Annotated in this window: 12 protein-coding genes; 7 read left to right on the forward strand and 5 right to left on the reverse strand. The window is 47.1% G+C overall.

Annotated features, from left to right (window positions below; all coding sequences use genetic code 11):
• Positions 1 to 12: 12 nt before the first annotated feature.
• The 5 genes from L5L98_RS09075 (at position 13) to L5L98_RS09095 (ending at position 8,019) form a co-directional block, all read left to right on the forward strand.
• The gene (locus tag L5L98_RS09075) at positions 13 to 3,171 is read left to right on the forward strand and encodes an efflux RND transporter permease subunit (protein ID WP_263140166.1); all 3,159 of its coding nucleotides are present in this window, start codon (positions 13 to 15) and stop codon (positions 3,169 to 3,171) included.
• A 443-nt stretch (positions 3,172 to 3,614) separates the two neighbouring features.
• Complete coding sequence (locus L5L98_RS09080; protein ID WP_263140168.1) at positions 3,615 to 4,292, forward strand: methylamine utilization protein; 678 nt, start codon at positions 3,615 to 3,617, stop codon at positions 4,290 to 4,292.
• Positions 4,282 to 6,588 (forward strand): GGDEF domain-containing phosphodiesterase, encoded by a 2,307-nt coding sequence (locus L5L98_RS09085; protein WP_173497527.1) that lies wholly within the window; start codon positions 4,282 to 4,284, stop codon positions 6,586 to 6,588. The genes L5L98_RS09080 and L5L98_RS09085 overlap by 11 nt, the downstream gene beginning before the upstream one ends.
• Before the next feature lie 76 nt (positions 6,589 to 6,664).
• The gene (locus L5L98_RS09090) at positions 6,665 to 7,546 is read left to right on the forward strand and encodes a DUF3034 family protein (RefSeq protein WP_263140172.1); all 882 of its coding nucleotides are present in this window, start codon (positions 6,665 to 6,667) and stop codon (positions 7,544 to 7,546) included.
• Positions 7,543 to 8,019, forward strand: a complete 477-nt coding sequence (locus L5L98_RS09095; protein WP_263140175.1) for a group I truncated hemoglobin — start codon at positions 7,543 to 7,545, stop codon at positions 8,017 to 8,019. The genes L5L98_RS09090 and L5L98_RS09095 overlap by 4 nt, the downstream gene beginning before the upstream one ends.
• Before the next feature lie 93 nt (positions 8,020 to 8,112).
• Here L5L98_RS09095 and L5L98_RS09100 read toward each other — a convergent pair whose 3' ends face one another.
• Together L5L98_RS09100 and L5L98_RS09105 are read right to left on the reverse strand one after the other, a co-directional pair.
• A complete protein-coding gene (locus L5L98_RS09100; protein WP_006082658.1) occupies positions 8,113 to 8,586 on the reverse strand; it encodes an NYN domain-containing protein in 474 nt (157 codons plus the stop codon).
• A 281-nt stretch (positions 8,587 to 8,867) separates the two neighbouring features.
• Entirely contained in the window at positions 8,868 to 9,731 is an 864-nt protein-coding gene (locus tag L5L98_RS09105; RefSeq protein WP_263140179.1) for a helix-turn-helix transcriptional regulator, read from the reverse strand.
• Between the two features lie 192 nt (positions 9,732 to 9,923).
• On the opposite strand from L5L98_RS09105, the gene L5L98_RS09110 reads away from it, so the two are divergent.
• Positions 9,924 to 10,835 (forward strand): DMT family transporter, encoded by a 912-nt coding sequence (locus tag L5L98_RS09110; protein WP_263140181.1) that lies wholly within the window; start codon positions 9,924 to 9,926, stop codon positions 10,833 to 10,835.
• 72 nt (positions 10,836 to 10,907) lie between these two features.
• Here L5L98_RS09110 and L5L98_RS09115 read toward each other — a convergent pair whose 3' ends face one another.
• Complete coding sequence (locus L5L98_RS09115; protein ID WP_263140183.1) at positions 10,908 to 11,675, reverse strand: AraC family transcriptional regulator; 768 nt, start codon at positions 11,673 to 11,675, stop codon at positions 10,908 to 10,910.
• A 142-nt stretch (positions 11,676 to 11,817) separates the two neighbouring features.
• On the opposite strand from L5L98_RS09115, the gene L5L98_RS09120 reads away from it, so the two are divergent.
• Positions 11,818 to 12,981 carry a multidrug effflux MFS transporter gene (locus L5L98_RS09120; protein WP_259589612.1) on the forward strand — a complete coding sequence of 388 codons (1,164 nt, stop codon included), beginning with the start codon at positions 11,818 to 11,820 and terminating at the stop codon, positions 12,979 to 12,981.
• A gap of 76 nt (positions 12,982 to 13,057) precedes the next feature.
• Here the strand turns inward: L5L98_RS09120 and L5L98_RS09125 are convergent, their stop codons facing one another.
• Both L5L98_RS09125 and L5L98_RS09130 read right to left on the reverse strand, forming a co-directional pair.
• Positions 13,058 to 16,201 (reverse strand): multidrug efflux RND transporter permease subunit, encoded by a 3,144-nt coding sequence (locus tag L5L98_RS09125; RefSeq protein WP_028761399.1) that lies wholly within the window; start codon positions 16,199 to 16,201, stop codon positions 13,058 to 13,060.
• The gene (locus L5L98_RS09130) at positions 16,201 to 17,310 is read right to left on the reverse strand and encodes an efflux RND transporter periplasmic adaptor subunit (RefSeq protein ID WP_198572920.1); all 1,110 of its coding nucleotides are present in this window, start codon (positions 17,308 to 17,310) and stop codon (positions 16,201 to 16,203) included. The genes L5L98_RS09125 and L5L98_RS09130 overlap by 1 nt, the downstream gene beginning before the upstream one ends.
• Between the last annotated feature and the right edge of the window lie 182 nt (positions 17,311 to 17,492).

Here is a 17,492-nt window from a genome sequence, read left to right on the forward strand (position 1 = left end):
GAATAACACACTATGTTGTCGCAATTTTTCATTAAAAGGCCGATATTTGCAGCCGTGCTGTCATTGCTGTTTCTTATCACTGGGGCGATTGCCGTTTGGCAGTTGCCTATTACCGAATATCCAGAGGTAGTGCCACCAACGGTAGTGGTCACTGCTAATTATCCTGGCGCAAATCCTAAAGTGATTGCCGAAACAGTGGCTTCACCGCTGGAGCAGGAGATCAACGGCGTCGAAGACATGTTGTACATGTCATCGCAGGCGACGTCCGATGGACGTATGACTTTGACCATCACCTTTGCGATTGGCACTGACGTGGATAAGGCGCAAACCCAAGTGCAGAGCCGAGTGGATCGCGCTATGCCCCGTCTGCCGCAGGAAGTACAACGTCTTGGTATTGTTACTGAAAAATCATCGCCAGACTTGACCATGGTGGTGCATTTGTTATCGCCGGATAACCGTTACGACATGTTGTATCTGTCTAACTATGCGGCGCTAAACGTCAAAGACGAGTTAGCACGAATTAATGGTGTCGGCGCGGTACGTTTGTTTGGCGCCGGCGAATACAGTCTGAGAATTTGGCTTGACCCGAATAAAGTCTCGGCGCTGGGTTTATCGCCCGCAGACATTATTGCCGCCGTGCGTGAGCAAAACCAACAGGCAGCAGCGGGCAGTTTAGGCGCGCAGCCCAGTGGCAGTGCTGACTTTCAACTTTTGATTAACGTTAAAGGTCGTTTAACTGAACTGTCTGAATTTGAAGATATCATTATCAAAGTTGGTCAGAATGCTGAGGTGATCCGCCTTAAAGATGTCGCGCGGGTCGAACTCGGGGCAACGAGTTATGCGCTGCGCTCTTTACTCGATAATAAGGATGCGGTCGCTATTCCTGTATTCCAAGCATCGGGCTCTAATGCGATTCAGATTTCCGACGATGTGCGCGCCAAAATGGCTGAGCTGTCTAAAGGATTCCCTGAAGGACTCGAATACGAAATCGTTTACGACCCAACAGTGTTCGTGCGTGGCTCGATTGAAGCTGTGGTAAAAACCTTGCTTGAAGCCGTGTTGCTGGTGGTGTTAGTGGTGGTGCTATTTCTGCAAACTTGGCGCGCATCGATTATTCCGCTGGTGGCCGTGCCTGTGTCTTTGGTCGGTACCTTTGCCTTTATGCATCTGCTCGGTTTCTCGTTAAATGCCTTGTCGCTATTCGGGCTGGTGCTCGCCATCGGGATTGTGGTTGACGATGCCATCGTCGTGGTGGAAAACGTCGAACGTAATATTGCCGCAGGGTTAAGCCCAGTTGCGGCAACGCAAAAGGCGATGAAGGAAGTGACTGGCCCGATTGTGGCAACCACCTTAGTGCTGGCGGCGGTGTTTATTCCAACGGCCTTTATGAGCGGTTTAACTGGGCAGTTCTATAAACAGTTTGCCTTGACTATTACTATCTCGACCTTCATCTCGGCGATTAACTCACTGACCTTAAGTCCGGCATTATCGGCGCTGTTACTCAAGAGCCATGATGCACCTAAGGACGGCTTAACCCGTCTAATGGATAAGTTGTTTGGTGCTTGGTTATTTGTGCCTTTTAATCGCTTATTTAACCGTGCATCCGATGGTTATGGCTGGTTAGTGCGTAAGGTGATCCGTTTTGGCGGCATTATTGGTCTAGTGTATTTAGGCATGGTGGCGTTAACGGGTGTGCAATTTGCCAATACACCAACGGGTTATGTGCCCGGCCAAGATAAACAGTATTTAGTGGCCTTTGCTCAGTTGCCCGATGCGGCATCCCTTGAACGTACGGATAGTGTGATCAAGAAGATGTCTGAGATTGCGCTAAATCACCCCGGAGTAGCGCACTCGATTGCCTTCCCTGGCCTTAGCATCAACGGTTTTACCAATAGTCCTAACTCAGGCGTGGTGTTTGTTGCGCTCGATGATTTTGACTCGCGTACCAGTCCTGAACTGTCGGCGAATGCCATTGCAGGACAATTGAATCAGCAATTTGCTGCTATTCAAGACGCGTTTATTGCCATCTTCCCGCCGCCACCTGTGCAAGGCCTCGGCACTATAGGAGGGTTCCGTCTGCAAATTCAAGACAGAGCCAACCTTGGTTATGAGGCCTTGTATCAGGTGACCCAACAAGTGATGTACAAGGCGTGGGCCGATCCTCAGTTAGCTGGCGTTTTCTCTAGCTATCAAGTGAATGTGCCACAACTTGAACTGGATATCGATCGGACTAAAGCGAAACAGCAGGCAGTGTCGCTCGATCAAATTTTCCAGACATTACAAACCTATATGGGCTCGACCTATGTCAACGACTTCAATCGTTTCGGTCGAACCTATCAGGTGAATATGCAAGCCGACGAGGCGTTCCGTCAAAGTCCGCAGCAGATAAGTCAGCTAAAGGTGCCGAATCTGAATGGTGACATGATCCCGCTAGGTTCGTTCATCAACGTCAGCCAAAGTTCAGGCCCAGACAGAGTGATGCACTATAACGGTTTCACGACCGCTGAAATCAACGGTGGTCCAGCGCTCGGTGTGAGTACCGGCCAAGCGCAGGCGGCGATTGAGAAAATTTTGGCTGAAACGTTACCTAATGGTATGACTTATGAGTGGACCGAGCTGACCTATCAGCAAATTCTCGCGGGCAATACGGGTCTTTTGGTTTTCCCGCTGGTGATCATCTTAGTGTTTATGGTGCTAGCCGCCCAGTACGAGAGCTTAAGCTTGCCATTGGCGATTATCTTAATCATCCCAATGACCTTACTTTCAGCCCTCAGTGGTGTGCTGATTTACGGTGGCGATAATAATATCTTCACCCAAATTGGCCTGATAGTGCTGGTGGGGCTGGCGACTAAAAACGCTATCTTGATTGTCGAGTTTGCAAAGGAGAAACAAGATCACGGTATGGCACCTATGGAGGCGATATTAGAGGCAGCAAGATTACGTTTACGTCCTATCTTGATGACATCTATCGCCTTTATCATGGGAGTGGTGCCTATGGTGTTCTCCACTGGCGCGGGCGCCGAGATGCGCCAAGCCATGGGCGTGGCAGTATTCGCTGGTATGATAGGGGTGACTGTATTTGGTCTTATCCTAACGCCGCTGTTTTACTATGCCTTAGCAAAGAGAGGCAGTAAAAAAGCCGATGAGCATAAAGAGATAACAGTCGGTTAAGCTTGTTTTCTAGTTGAAAAACACATGAAAGGTCTACATTGAGTAGGCCTTTTTTGTTTATTCACGGCGAGAGCGATTAGATTTGACTATCTTTAGCTGGGGTTAATTAACATTAGGTCAATTGATGCTTAGTGATGGTATTCCTCGCTAGGTTAAAACTAAAACCAGAAATGAGGAATATCGTTGGTATTTTCTGGATCATCAATAAGAAACAATGAATAACTATTACCAGGCCATTCTGTTAGCTTATAACTTATTGCCACTTGAGCGCGTCATTATCACAGTATGATTAGAATGGTTACTGTTTTACGACTTTTCTATATAATTTGATGATTATTCAATACATTAGTAATGTACAATGCTAGATGAATCTAGATCGTTTTTTTACGCAGAACTCAGCTAAGGTACTTGTTGGCCTTGCATCACTATGCCCGAGGTAACGGATGATCCTATATCGAGTTTTATATGCGTTAGTACTTTGCGTTTTGATCTATTTCACGCCTCAAGTCATGGCTGCTGAACTCAATATTAATGTAGTAGATCTGCAACAACAGGCCATTGCCGATACTGTTGTGGAGCTGATCCCTGCAGTGATGCCCGATAATGCAATACCTATCGAGTATTATGAAATGTCGCAAAAAAATCGAACTTTTATCCCCTTTGTGCTGGCGGTGCCTAAAGGTGCAAAGGTGGATTTTCCCAACTTAGATCGTACTCGTCACCATGTGTATTCTTTTTCAGAAGCTAAACCTTTCGAACTTAAATTGTATGTGGGTCAGGCCGAAGCGCCGATTCAGTTCGATAAACCCGGTTTGGTCGCGCTTGGCTGTAATATTCACGATTATATGCAAGCATTTATCTATGTGGCAGATAGCCCTATTGTCGCTGTGACGGACGAAAAAGGTGAGCTCCAGTTTAAGGGACTTATCGCCGGTCAATATAAAGTTAAGCGCTGGCATCCATGGCAGAAGGCGGCATCAGAGCCAACGGATTTACTGATCGCTAATGGTCCTAATCAACTCAGTCTGTCCTTAGACATTGAGCGTCAAGCTAAACCGTCGGCTCCGCCGTCGGGATTTGGTCACTACGATTCTGAAGGTAAGCCATTACATGCTAAATAGTTTTCGCGCTCGGCTGATTTTAGTTTTCTTTATTGTGCTGACGTTAGTGCAATTTGCCACAGCATTTTCTGTGTTGACAGCGACCGAAAAAGATAACTTTTTACAGCAACAGAAAAGCCTCGATATTGGCGCGAATGTGTTTCTCGAAGTGTTATCGAATCGCGGTATTCAGCTCAGTCAAAGTTTGTCCGTACTCAGTGCCGATTTTGGTTTTAAGCGCGCGATTGCTACTGGTGAGCAAGAAACCATTGAGTCAGTGTTATCTAATCATGGATCTCGTATTGGTGCCGACGCCGCTGTATTGCTATCACCTAAAGGGGAGCTCTTGACCTCGAGTTTGCCCGGACTCACTCAGGATGATATTCAATCCTTATTTAATATGACCACCAGCAATCATAATGCGTTAGCTATCCTTAATTTTGATCATGCTAGCTATCAGTTTGTGCTGCAGCCGGTGAAGGCGCCGACCTTAATTGCTTGGGTTGGCATGGGTTTTTTATTGGATGAGAAGGTCGCCCAACAAGCTAAAGCTATTACGGGCATCGATGTGAGTTTTGTCAATCAGGCAACGGGCCGCACTGAAATCGCTTCAACCTTATCAGATAATGAAAAGTTAAGCGTAATTGAGCAGGCGAGCTTATTGCCTAGCTTGCTGAAAATGCCTAGTGAAAGTATTCCCGTAGATCATCTGTCTATGGGCATCAAACTTTATGATCACAACGGCAGCCAATTAGCGCTACTACATCAATCAAACCTTAAGTGGCAGCAAAGTTATCAGCAACTACGCAATAATATGCTGCTGATTTTTGCTTTGACCTTAGCACTGGCGATTGCGATTGCGATTTGGTTGTCGGGCAGTTTGACTGAACCCGTGCATCAACTTGTGAATTATGCCCGCAAAATCGGTCAAGGTAAGCAGCCTGCCAATATTCAAGGTGCGCCAGCAGAACTGCGGGTGTTGGCCAAAAGTTTGTCCTTAATGCGCGATGATATTGAAGCGCGGGAAAAGGATTTAGTCTATCAATCCCGCCACGACAGTTTGACGGGATTACTCAATCGTTTTGCGGCAAAACAGCATTTGGCGGATCTTAACGATAAATTATCCGGTGCTATGGTGTTGTTAGATATTAAACATTTCCGCCATATCAACGATATTATTGGTTTTGCCAACGCCGATACTTTATTACTGCTTTTTGCTCGTCGCTTAGAGCAATTAGCACCGACACCGGATTTACTGGCGCGTTTAGACGGTGACTCATTTTTACTTCTGTATAGTCAAGGTATTCGCCCCGAACATTTACTGAAGTCATTGGATATGCTGGAGTCTCCCTTTCCAATCCAAGGCTCAAATATTTCTCTTACCGTGCGTGCGGGATTACTTGAAATCGATGGTAATGGTGCTGATATCGATGTATTGGTGCGCCGCGCCGAAATTGCCCTCAATCAAGCCTGTCTCGAAGAGCAACGCATCGTCAGTTATCGTCAAGGCGCCGATGAGAAATACCAGCGTGAGCTGACGATTATCCGTGATTTGCCTATAGGTTTAGCGCAAAACCAATTGTATTTAGTGTTCCAACCTAAAGTGGATTTACGCCTAAACCAGTGCACTGGCGCCGAAGCATTGATCCGTTGGCAACATCCTACGCTAGGGTTTATTCCGCCCGATGAATTTATCCAACTGGCTGAAAATTCAGGCAACATTGATATTGTTAGCCAGTGGGTATTGAAGCAGGCAATTCAGCAATTAGTGACATGGCAGCGGCGGGGTATAGTGCTAAAACTGGCTATTAACCTGTCGGCCCATGATTTAGTCGATACTCGCTTACCGAATCAAATCGCCATTTTACTGAAAGACAATAATCTGCCAAGCGGTGCACTCTGTATCGAAGTCACTGAAGGCGCCGTGATGAAAGATGCACAGACTGTGGTGAGTGTATTACAGCGATTCCGTGACATGGGCGTGTCTGTTGCCATTGATGATTTTGGCACAGGTCATTCATCATTAGCCTATTTGAAAATTTTACCCGTTAATGAAGTGAAAATTGATCGCAGCTTTATCAAAGACATGCTCACGGATAGCCAAGATGTGATGATAGTCGATACGAGTATTAAATTGATCCATGGCTTAGGTTTTACCGTAGTAGCCGAAGGCGTTGAAGAACAAGAAGGTGTTGAGATATTGCGCAATCTTGATTGCGATATCATTCAAGGTTACGTGTTTTCGAAACCCTTAAAAGCGGCTGAATTTGATCTGTGGTTCGAGGCGTTTAACCATCCAAATACCTCTGATACATAAGCGCGTTTACTCAAGTCAATATGCAAAGACGCTAGACTAACGAGTCATCGTCGAAAGAATTAGAGCGGAGCATCAAGTGAACATTTCCATAAATGCATTGAAGTTGAATTCATTAACTTGGAATTATGTTAAGGCTTTGTTTTGCCTATTTTTACTATTGGGCACTGTTCCTACGTTTGCTGAAGGTAGCCGTGTGGTCGGGACTGGCGGCGGGACGATGATTGAAGGCAGTGCTGGCGGTGGCATAGTGCCATGGGCCGTGATCAACGGTTATGGTAGTAGCGGTGAATGGTCGGCAACGGCGATGGCGACCGGTGTCTATGTCGATGATTTTACGCTGAAAGTGATCGGCGCTTCTTTGAGTTTTGATAATCGATTCGAGCTGAGCGTTGCGCGGCAAACCTTTGATTTAGATACTATGGGCGGCGAGTTAGGCCAAGATATCTTCGGCGTAAAATACAAGCTTGCCGGAGAGCTACTTTATACGGGTATGCCGCAAATTACCTTAGGTGCCCAGTATAAAAGAGTCGATGACTTTGCGATTCCTCAGGCGGTTGGGGCGCGGGATGATTGGGGTTTAGATTTGTATGTTGCTGCCAGCAAAGTATTTTTTGATGCGGTAGCGGGACGAAATGTATTACTCAATGGGACCGTGCGCGCGACCAAGGCGAATCAAACGGGTTTATTGGGTTTTGGTACCCAAGCCAATCATGATTACCAGTTTGTGTTCGAAGCCTCTGCCGCGGTATTGCTGACGGATAATGTGGCACTGGGTATCGAATATCGCCAGAAACCCGATGAGTTAGCTTTTGCCCGTGAGGATGATTGGCAAGATGTGTTTTTAGCGTGGTTTATCAATAAGCATTTTTCCGTGGTGACGGCCTATGCGAATTTGGGCAGCATTGCAGGGTTTGAAGAGCAACGGGGTTGGTACCTGTCGGTGGAGGGGGCGTTATGAGGCGTTTACGGGTGAAGTTATTACCTTTCGTCGCAGTATTTTTTTTCACTGGCTGTGCGGTGCAAACGACCGAAACCTCAGCATCACAAAATCACTTGAGTCGCCAAACCGCAAGCCAGCAAACCTTATACCAAGATTTAGGTGGTAACGCAGGCGTATCGGCGATAGTCGATGGTTTGCTGGCACGTATTGCCACAGATCCACGCATAGTGCATCACTTTCAAGAGACAGATATTGCGTTATTTCGTGAGCGTGCCATTGAACATTTCTGTCTGGTTGCCGATGGCGGCTGCGTGTATCACGGCGAAAGTATGCAGCACAGTCATAGAGGATTGAATATTACTCAAGCGGATTTCGATGCCTTAGTCGGCCATTTGATTGAATCGATGAAAGAGCAACATATTCCGCTATCTACCCGTAATGCCTTTCTAAAACGTCTCGCCCCTATGTATACGGATATTACCTATCACTAGTGTGTTGTTTGTATTATCAAAAAGTGGCCTTTAAATATGGCGAAGGTGTTTGATGCGGTTAGTGTGATGAGTAGCCGCATTTTTGTCTTGTGACTAGAGCAATAACGCCTCATCTATGGGATGAAATTGAGACGCTGCATCCCTTAAGGATTTAGCCGTCAGGGTAGGGACGCCATACACTTGGGTTTCAACGCCATACTTTTGATGGATTTTTTGCAGCAATAAATCGAAATCGCCATCACCAGACAATAAGATCACTGTATCCACTTCACTCGCCGCTTCCATAATATCTATGGTGATCCCCACGTCCCAATCGCCTTTGGCTGAGCCATCGCTACGCTGAATAAACGGTTTTAACTTCACCTCAAAACCTATGTGCTTTAGTGCGTCTTGAAATTTCAATTGCCCATCGTCGCCCTTATGGATGGCATAAGCCACGGCCAAGGCTATGTCACCTTCGTAACCTAAGTGTTGCCATAATTTACGGTAATTAAATTGGCGGCCATAGGCCTCACGGCAGGTGTAATAGATGTTTTGTACATCCACAAATAAAGCGATTTTCTTCACAGAGTACTCACGTCAGTAGCAGCTAAGTGATGACTATAACACAGACTGGTGTGGCGGTTTTGAAAGGCGCGAAAGTTGAGTCATTTCCAGCGCGAGCATGTTCTCTGTACTTACACTTCACGCTCATAATGCCAATGAACCGTTTGATTTATCAGCATTGCTACTTCATATACGACTGAAAAATAATCCCTTTAATGCGAGTTTAACCAGCGTGCCTTAACTCAGGCTGTGGGCAAAGATTAACGCAGGATTGAATCGAGCAGGGAAATCACTTGAGTACCTTAGCGGCCTTGATGATGTTTTTGATATTCGCCCGGTGACATGCCGCTGAGTTTTTTAAAGTAGCGGCCCATATGGCTTTGATTGGCAAAGCCATTATTGAGGGCGATATCGGTCAAGGATTGCGTTGAATGACTTAAGCTTTGTTTGACCTTTTCGATGCGCACTTGCAGCAAATACTCCTGCGGCGTCATCGCAAATTGGCATTTAAACATGCGGCAAAAATGGTACTCGCTAAGCTGGGCAATCTCGGCCAGTTCAGACAAGTAAATCTGCCGATGTGAATGGCAATAAATAAACTCTTTGATCGCTTTCGCCACTTTAGGTGCTAGCCCGCCCTTGATTGGCCCCACCGACAAATTAAAGCCGGAACTTTGTAGTAACGTCACCAGCACAGTGTCGGTTACCTGTTCCATCATCAGATGGTTATCACTGGTCTGCCAATTGAGCTCGGCAACTTGATGCCGAAATAGCGCCTCTAACCTCGGATTGTCGACAAAGGTCAGCTCAGGTAAACGCACTTGGCGTGGATCTTTATCAAAGACTCGCACGGCCAGTTTCTTCAGATGTTCATCGCTAAAATACAAATGCATAAACTGCTGCGGTTGTCCCAGTTGCCAATGGCTTTGGCAGCCTTGGGGCATAAGGCAAAACTTGCTTGGCGCACCATAGTCGGCTTTGATATCGGTTCTGTGGGTTTCGTAGCCGCCATCCAGATACATGCTCAGCGTGTGTTGTGTATCGTTTTGGTAATACAAACGCTCGCCCGCATTTTGATAATGGGCCCAAGATAAATCCTCCGTAATCACTTGTTTGCGAAGACAGGTTTTAGCAGATTTATCAAAACTGGTGTATTTGGGCTCCATGGGGTCCTTGTTATCTCACTGGCTAAGTGTTTTGTCTGTCCAAATTATCGCACTTATTAACGCGGCTCAACGTTCGCTCGCGATTAAAACCGCAATATCGTGTTATGACCCACAAGATGGTGACATAAGGACGAAAGCCATCGCTGTATAGTTCGCCTCATTAAGTATTTTATGAAGGTGAGGGGGCTCATTATGGCTGCTGTGATGTATTTGCTGATGATTTTTGTGTGGGGTTTTTCGTGGATAGCCATTAAGTGGCAGCATGGTGAGGTGGCGACGGAAGTCTCGATTTTTTATCGCTTCGCGATAGCGAGCCTGTTGATGTTCGCCATCGGCTTTGCCTTTAACAAGCTGCAAGCGGTAAAGCTTAGGCTGCATCCTTGGTTTGCACTGCAAGGCGTGTGTCTATTTTGTTTGAACTTTATCGCGTTCTATACCGCAACCCATTATATCGCCAGCGGTTTAACGGCGGTGATTATGGCCACTGCGCCCATTTTTAATGCGATACATGGCCGCATTTTTTACGGCACGCCCACTACCCGCAACTTTTGGTTAGGAGTCGGTGTCGGTCTGGGGGGCATTATCTTACTCTTTGGCGCCGATTTGCTCGCGACTCAGTGGTCACAAACCTTAGTGTGGGGCTTACTGTTTTCGTTGCTAGGTACGTGGTTTTTCTCGATTGGCAATATGATCAGCATGCGTAACTCGCGCGATAATGTGTCGCCTTTTACCTCGACAGCATATGCCATGTGCTACGGCAGTGCGGCGTTACTGCTGATCATCTGGTTTAAAGGTTTAAGCTTTAGTTTACCGCTAACAACGAGTTATCTTGGCAGCCTGTTCTACTTAGCCGTTGTCGCCTCTGTGATTGGCTTTACCGCTTATTTGATCTTGGTTGAGCGAATTGGCGCTAACGCAGCGGCGTATCTGTTGGTGATAACCCCTGTGGTGGCGCTTAGTGTATCGAGTGTGTTTGAGGATTATCACTGGACTTGGTATTCAAGTGTGGGACTCTTGCTGGTCGCGCTCGGTAACATGTTAACGCGCCGTCAAAGACCGCTTGCTTGGTTTAAGTCTTCTACCACGCCAGCGCTGAAAGCCTAACGTCGCAGCTAGCGTCATGATGCACATGAGGAAAGGCTCGATTCGACGATTGTAAGTCAGTCGAGCCAGTACTTATTTGAAATATTGTGCCGGTGTGGTGCCGGTATATTGCTTAAAAAAGCTGATAAAGGCACTGTCACTGGAAAATTGTAAATTAAAGCCCACCTGCGCTACCGATGCCCCCGCCGCCAATTGTTCAATGGCCGAGAGTAAACGCCATTGCTGGCGCCATGCTTGATAAGCCATTCCCGTCTGTGCGCTAAAAATGCGGCTAATTGTGCGTTCACTGGCTCCGATTTCTACTGCCATATCCTTAAGATTGGCTGGCGGTTTTTGGTGCTGTTGCAGTTGCGCAAGCCAGTTTTTTAAACGTTTATCCTGTGGGAGGGGTAAAGCCAGATTTTCTTCCGCGGCATGGCCCAATTCTTCGCAGAGCAGCAAAAAGGCATTGTGCTGAGTGCTTCTTGGTTTGTCCCAAGGCCAAAACGACATAGTGTCGATTAACGCTTTGAGTAGCGGGTTTACATGGAAAATAGTGACTTTATCGGGTAATGAAGTGACGGTTTCTGGTTCAAAGTAGAGTGAGCGATAGGCAACCACATTACGCATGGTGACGCTGTGCTTAACGCCAGCTGGCAACCAAGCCGCACGCGTTGGCGGTAACACCATTTGAGTCTCGGCTAGGGTGAATCTTATCACGCCTGTGGGGGCGTACAGCAGTTGCGCCTTCCTGTGGTGATGCACTCCCGAGTCGTGTTCGCCCATATCTGCGGCAATGCCAATGACCAGATTATCCAGCTGGTCTGGATTAAATTGCTGTTCAGGTAGAATAAAGGCCATTTTGTCCTATTTTTGATGTTTTTTGTTTAAGTGTTGCTAATTGGCACATTTGGATTTTATCTATACTGCGCCATCTTTGACAGGTATGGAGCGACATTTCGGTAAACCAACTCATTTGGATGACTGAAATGGACTAAAAATCATGAATATAAAACCACCATTAGGGCTCGTTGTGCTGCTAATGATGTTTCCGCAAATTATGGAAACCATCTATAGCCCAGCTTTGCCTAATATTGCAGAAAACTTTGCTGTGTCGGTTGCCGCTGCATCGCAAACCTTATCTGTGTACTTTATGGCCTTTGCCATCGGCGTATTTTGCTGGGGCCGCTTAGCCGACATTATTGGTCGCCGTAAAGCTATGCTCGCGGGATTAGTCTGTTATGCCATTGGCTCAGCATTAGCCTTGATGGTTAGCGACTTTAGCCTGTTGTTGATGGCCCGCATATTGTCGGCCTTTGGCGCGGCAGTGGGGTCTGTGATTACCCAAACTATGATGCGTGACAGTTATAGCGGAGAGGAATTAGCGAAAGTTTTTTCTGTGATGGGGATGTCACTTGGAATAAGCCCAGTTATCGGATTGCTATTGGGCAGTATTCTCAGCGCGTATTGGGGATATCAAGGGGTGTTTGTCGCACTCATGGTCTCTGCAATCGTGTTGTTATTTTTGTCGGTAAAATATCTACCCGAAACCAAGCCCGCACACACCCAGAAAATCGCGATAGGCGAGTTAGCGATTAAGATGCTTAGTGACAGCGGGATTATTAAGAACACCTTGTTGGTAGCGGCGTTTAATCTGATGTGGTTTAGCTACTTTTCACTGGCGCCATTTATGTTTGAGGCGCAAGGGTTATCGACGCTTGCCTTTGGTACCAGTGGCTTACTGTTAGGCTTTGGTACATTCCTTGGCAGTTATGTTAATAAAATAATGCTGGGTCGAGGCCACACCGGTGCACGACTGGTTCGCTTAGCCAGTGCTATTGCACTTGTCGGTGGATTGGGGATTTGGCTGATCCAATCGACCTTTATAGGGCTGAATAATGTTTACTTTTTAGCGCCTATGCTATTGATTGTGATTGCTTACGGTATCGCTATTCCGAACATACTCAGCTCGGCTCTGGCAGACTACCGTACCTATGCGGGCTCTGCTGGCGCACTCTTCGGACTGTTTTATTACATTCTGTTGGGACTGGGTTTAGGCGGCACGGGAATCGTTCACCATTTAGGTATGGTGATTACGTTAAGTGCACTGCTTTGTGTTGGCTTAGGTTTACATTTAGGCTTAGCCAATAAAGTAAAAAATGCTTAAGACGTAAATGAAAAAAAGCCAAGACACTGAGTGTCTTGGCTTTTTGTTCTGTGATCTTCTGCAGTTATTATTAGCGCTAGGCTTTAGGTGCGAGTTCCTGCTGCTTTGCGGCCGCCTCTTGTGCCGCTAACTCTTGTGCTTTAATCGCCGCTTCGAGCTTAGCTTCAACATAACCAGGAGAGTGCGTTGTGGCCGAGATTAATCGATACATGGCGGGGATCACCAGTAAGGTCACAAAGGTCGCAAACGCCATTCCGAAGAACACTACAGTACCTACAGCGATACGGCTTTCTGAGCCCGCGCCCGTCGAGAAAATTAACGGTACAGCACCCACTAAGGTGGTGAAGGCTGTCATTAGGATTGGCCGTAAACGACGGGATGACGCATCGATAATGGCTTTATCGAGTTCAAAGCCGCGGTCGCGCAATTGGTTGGCAAATTCCACGATGAGGATACCGTTTTTAGTCACCATACCAATTAACATGATCATGCCTATCTGGCTGTAGATGTTGATCCCTTGGCTCGTGATCAGTAGTCCTAAGAAACCACCGAATACACCCATAGGCACAGTAAACATCACCACTAACGGGTTGATAAAGCTCTCAAACTGTGCGGCTAATACTAAGTAGGCAACCAGTAAAGCTAAACCAAATACGATAAAGATACTGCTTTGGTTTTCTTTAAAGTCTTTGGATTCGCCCGTATAACCAATCGAAATATCCTTAGGTAATAGTTCAATGGCTTTAGCGTCAAGGAACTTTAAGCCTTCACCTAAGGTGTAACCTTCACTGACGTTAGCCTTGAGGGTGATCGATTTTTGCTTATTGGTGTGGCTTAATCTTTGTGCAGAGGCAATTTCTTCTATATGAGTGACAGTATCGAGAGTGACTAATTCGCCCTTAGCTGACCGCATGTAGATTTGGCTCAGGTCACCGACATTATTGAAACTGTTTTCATCACCGCGTAAATACACATCGTATTCTTCGCCTCGATCAACAAAGGTCGTTTCGGTACGGCCACCCAGCATGACTTCTAAGGTTTCCGATACTTGGTCGACACTGATCCCCAGTTCTGCGGCGCGCTCTTTATCGACAGTAACAATGAGTTCTGGCGTTGTTTCTGCATAGTCTAAGTCAGCCCCTTCCATCATAGGGCTAGCGTTAGCCTCTTCTTTCAATATCTGCGCCCACTTAAACAGTTCGGCATAGTCCGAACCACCAAGTACAAATTGCACCGGTTCGCTCGATTGCCCTCTAAAGCCTGGCATCATAGGGCGAACCATTACATCTGGAATATCCTTTAAGGCATTGCTAATAATTCCAAGGGCTTGCTGCGCTGTCACATCGCGGTGTTCCCAATCTTCTAGCTGCATGATGACAAAGCCAGTTTGATCGCCAGCACGGCCACCAAAGGCGGGAGCTTGTACGCTGAAGGATCGCAGCACACCTTTACCGAGCAAGGGCATGAGTCTGTCTTCGACTATGTCCATGTTGGCTGTCATACGGTTATAACTGGTGCCTTCGGCGCCTTTAATAAAGGCGAACAACACGCCGCGGTCTTCCTGCGGCGCAAGCTGTGACGGTACTTGTTGCATTAACCAAGCGCTGCCGCCGATACAAGCGAGGATAACTAGCGGTGCGAGCAGGCGGAGTTTAATCGCTCGAGTCACGGCGACGCGATAAACGCTTTCCATGCGAGCAAAGCCGCTGTCGACCCAACGATTAAAGCGATTCGGTTTGACGTTGGCTTTGAGTAATTTACTGCTTAGTACAGGCGTAAGTGTGAGTGCCACTAAGGAGGAGAACAGCACTGACACCGCCAGCATCACGGAGAACTCGGTAAATAGTAGTCCGACCATGCCCTCCATAAATGAAATTGGGAGGAATACCATCACCAGTACCGCCGTAGTGGCGATAACGGCAAAGCCCACTTCTCGAGTACCTTTATAGGCGGCGAGTAAGGGCTCTTCACCTTTTTCGATATGGTGGAAAATGTTTTCAACCACCACAATCGCATCATCCACCACTAGACCGATGGAGAGGATTAATGCCATCAATGTCAGTAGATTAATCGAATAACCTAGCATGTTGGCGGCGATAAATGCCGAGATCAAAGATACTGGAACCGTCACCGCTGGGATTAACGTTGCTCGTGCTTGTCCAATGAAGATATACAGCACGAGTACGACCAAGGCGCCCGTGACATAAAGGGTGCTATACACTTCGTTAATCGAGCGGTCGATAAATACGGTCGAGTCGAAGTCGACCACTAGGCTAGTGCCTTCGGGCAGGAAGTCTTGTACGCGATCAACTTCTTTATGTACTTCTTTGGCAACGAGCAGAGGGTTGGCATCGGACTGGGCAATAATGCCTAAACTGATGTTAACTATGCCGTCGCTTTTGAAGGTCGAGTTTTCGTTTTGTGCGCCAACAGCCACATCGGCGACATCTTTTAAGTAGATAGCCGTGCCATCGCTGGCGGTACGCACCACAAGATAGTCGAAATCCTTCGGCGTGTAGTACAAGCGTTTGGTACGCACCGACATCACAGTGGTGTCGTTACGCACTTGGCCGCCGGGTGTTTCGATGTTCTCTTTACGCAGGGCGTTGATAATATCCGTTGCGGTAACATTACGTCCTGCCATTTGTTCGGGTCTGAGCTTGACGTACATGACCTTATACAAGCCGCCGGAAATGCTGATAGAACTCACGCCGCTGATTAAGCTGAATTTGTCCTCGAGTACTCGCTGGGCGTAGTCCGTTAATTGAGTGCGGTCCATCACACTCGAGCTTAAGTTCACATAGACTGAGGGTTCGCCGGAGCCGTTGTCTTTTGAGACGACAGGATCTTTTGCATCTTCTGGGAGCCTGCGTTGGGCGCGGGCCACTGCATCACGCACATCGCTGACCCCTTCGGTTAAGTTCCAACCGAGGAGGAATTTAACTGTGATACGCGAGCTACCGTTACGTGTGGTCGAGGTGATTTCGTCAATACCACTGATCCCTGTTAGCTCATCTTCTAAAGTCTTAGTGATCTGGCTTTCCATAATCGCCGCCGACGCACCCGAGTAACTGGTGCTGATGGTGACCACAGGGCTTTCGACGTCGGGCATTTCTCGTATCGACAGTTTAGTGAACGACACTATGCCGAATACACATAGCAGTAAGCTTAAAACGATGGCAACGACAGGGCGTTTAACCGAAACATCGGATAACCACATTATTTCGTCTCCGTTGCTTTAGGACCTGAAAGCTCTGTTGCACGGGCTGAGGCTTTATTATCGAGCGTGACTTCATTGATTTGCAGGCCATCGCGCATATTGACTAAGCCCTGTACCACGACTTTGTCACCTATGTTTAAACCGCTTTCGATTAAGACTTGGTTATCGATACGTGCCCCGAGTGTCACTTCTGTGCGGTGGGCAATGTGGTCGGCGCTAACTACGTATACGTAACGTTTAGTTCCTGAATATTCAAGAGCTTGCACTGGCACCATAGGTGCTGAAATCGCTGGGAAGGTGATGGTTGACGACATCATCATGCCCGGTTTTAAGCGTTTCTTTGGATTATCGAATAGCACTCGTACTTTGAGGTTTAAGGTTTCCTCATTGACGCGGGGATCGATAGCTACCATTTTGCCAGTAAAGATTTCATTCGGCCAAGCGCGACTGGTGGCTGATACTTGCATGCCAATACTCAGTTGCGATAGGAAATGCTCAGGCACTTGTAAGTCGAGGCGCATGCTGGACAAATCATCTAGCGACATCAACTCAGTGCCCATGCTGACCATCTTGCCTTCGCTGAAATTAATCAGGCCAGTATTACCTGCAAAAGGCGCTATCAGCGAGTGGTAATGTAAATCTGCTTGTGCGGAAGATAAGCGTGCTTGGGCGATATCAACACTGGCTTTTTGTGCGTCAATCTCGGTTTGGGTAATAGCGTTACGGCTGATCAGTTTTTCAAATTCTTTGAGTTTACGTTTTTCATCATTGAGGAAAGCATTGGCCTCGGCGACGGCGGCTTGGGCTTTCATATCATCGAGTTCGATCAGTAATTGGCCTTTTTTCACCGCTTGGTTTGAGGTCACTGCGACTTGTTTAATCTTACCTGTGACTTGCGGTGCAATGATCACTGCACGTTCAGCCGCGAGTTTGCCGATAAGAGAGATAGATTGCGCTAATGGATATTCAATCACTTCACCCGTGACCACAGGAACGGTACGCATAAGATGTGGCGCGTTCTCGGGTTTAGCCGCTTGAAGGACATCACTAAAACTCACCGCTGTGGCGATAATCGCAAGCAGGGCAATGGCAATAATGGTTTTTTTCATTGTAATTATTATCTCGCGCAAAGGCAGTTTAAAAAGGTAATCGCTCTAATGGCGCTATTCTAGTGAATAACGTACGCCAGTTGGGTAAAAGTTTGTAAAGGTAAGCGAACGAAAATGAAAGAAATTGTGTTTTTTGAGCATTGTGCACAATTCAACGAGGGTTTTGCTGTTTTTTTGTACTG

Origin of the sequence: Shewanella sp. SM23 (assembly GCF_025654295.1) — a bacterium.
Taxonomy (GTDB): Bacteria; Pseudomonadota; Gammaproteobacteria; order Enterobacterales; family Shewanellaceae; genus Shewanella; species Shewanella oncorhynchi.

Bases quoted from the DNA above. Each gene is read 5' to 3' on its own strand.
- L5L98_RS09075 (WP_263140166.1), top strand. From the start codon at position 13: ATGTTGTCGCAATTTTTCATTAAAAGGCCGATATTTGCAGCCGTGCTG.
- L5L98_RS09080 (WP_263140168.1), top strand. From the start codon at position 3,615: ATGATCCTATATCGAGTTTTATATGCGTTAGTACTTTGCGTTTTGATC.
- L5L98_RS09085 (WP_173497527.1), top strand. From the start codon at position 4,282: ATGCTAAATAGTTTTCGCGCTCGGCTGATTTTAGTTTTCTTTATTGTG.
- L5L98_RS09095 (WP_263140175.1), top strand. From the start codon at position 7,543: ATGAGGCGTTTACGGGTGAAGTTATTACCTTTCGTCGCAGTATTTTTT.
- L5L98_RS09105 (WP_263140179.1), bottom strand. From the start codon at position 9,731: ATGGAGCCCAAATACACCAGTTTTGATAAATCTGCTAAAACCTGTCTT.
- L5L98_RS09110 (WP_263140181.1), top strand. From the start codon at position 9,924: ATGGCTGCTGTGATGTATTTGCTGATGATTTTTGTGTGGGGTTTTTCG.
- L5L98_RS09115 (WP_263140183.1), bottom strand. From the start codon at position 11,675: ATGGCCTTTATTCTACCTGAACAGCAATTTAATCCAGACCAGCTGGAT.
- L5L98_RS09120 (WP_259589612.1), top strand. From the start codon at position 11,818: ATGAATATAAAACCACCATTAGGGCTCGTTGTGCTGCTAATGATGTTT.
- L5L98_RS09125 (WP_028761399.1), bottom strand. From the start codon at position 16,201: ATGTGGTTATCCGATGTTTCGGTTAAACGCCCTGTCGTTGCCATCGTT.
- L5L98_RS09130 (WP_198572920.1), bottom strand. From the start codon at position 17,310: ATGAAAAAAACCATTATTGCCATTGCCCTGCTTGCGATTATCGCCACA.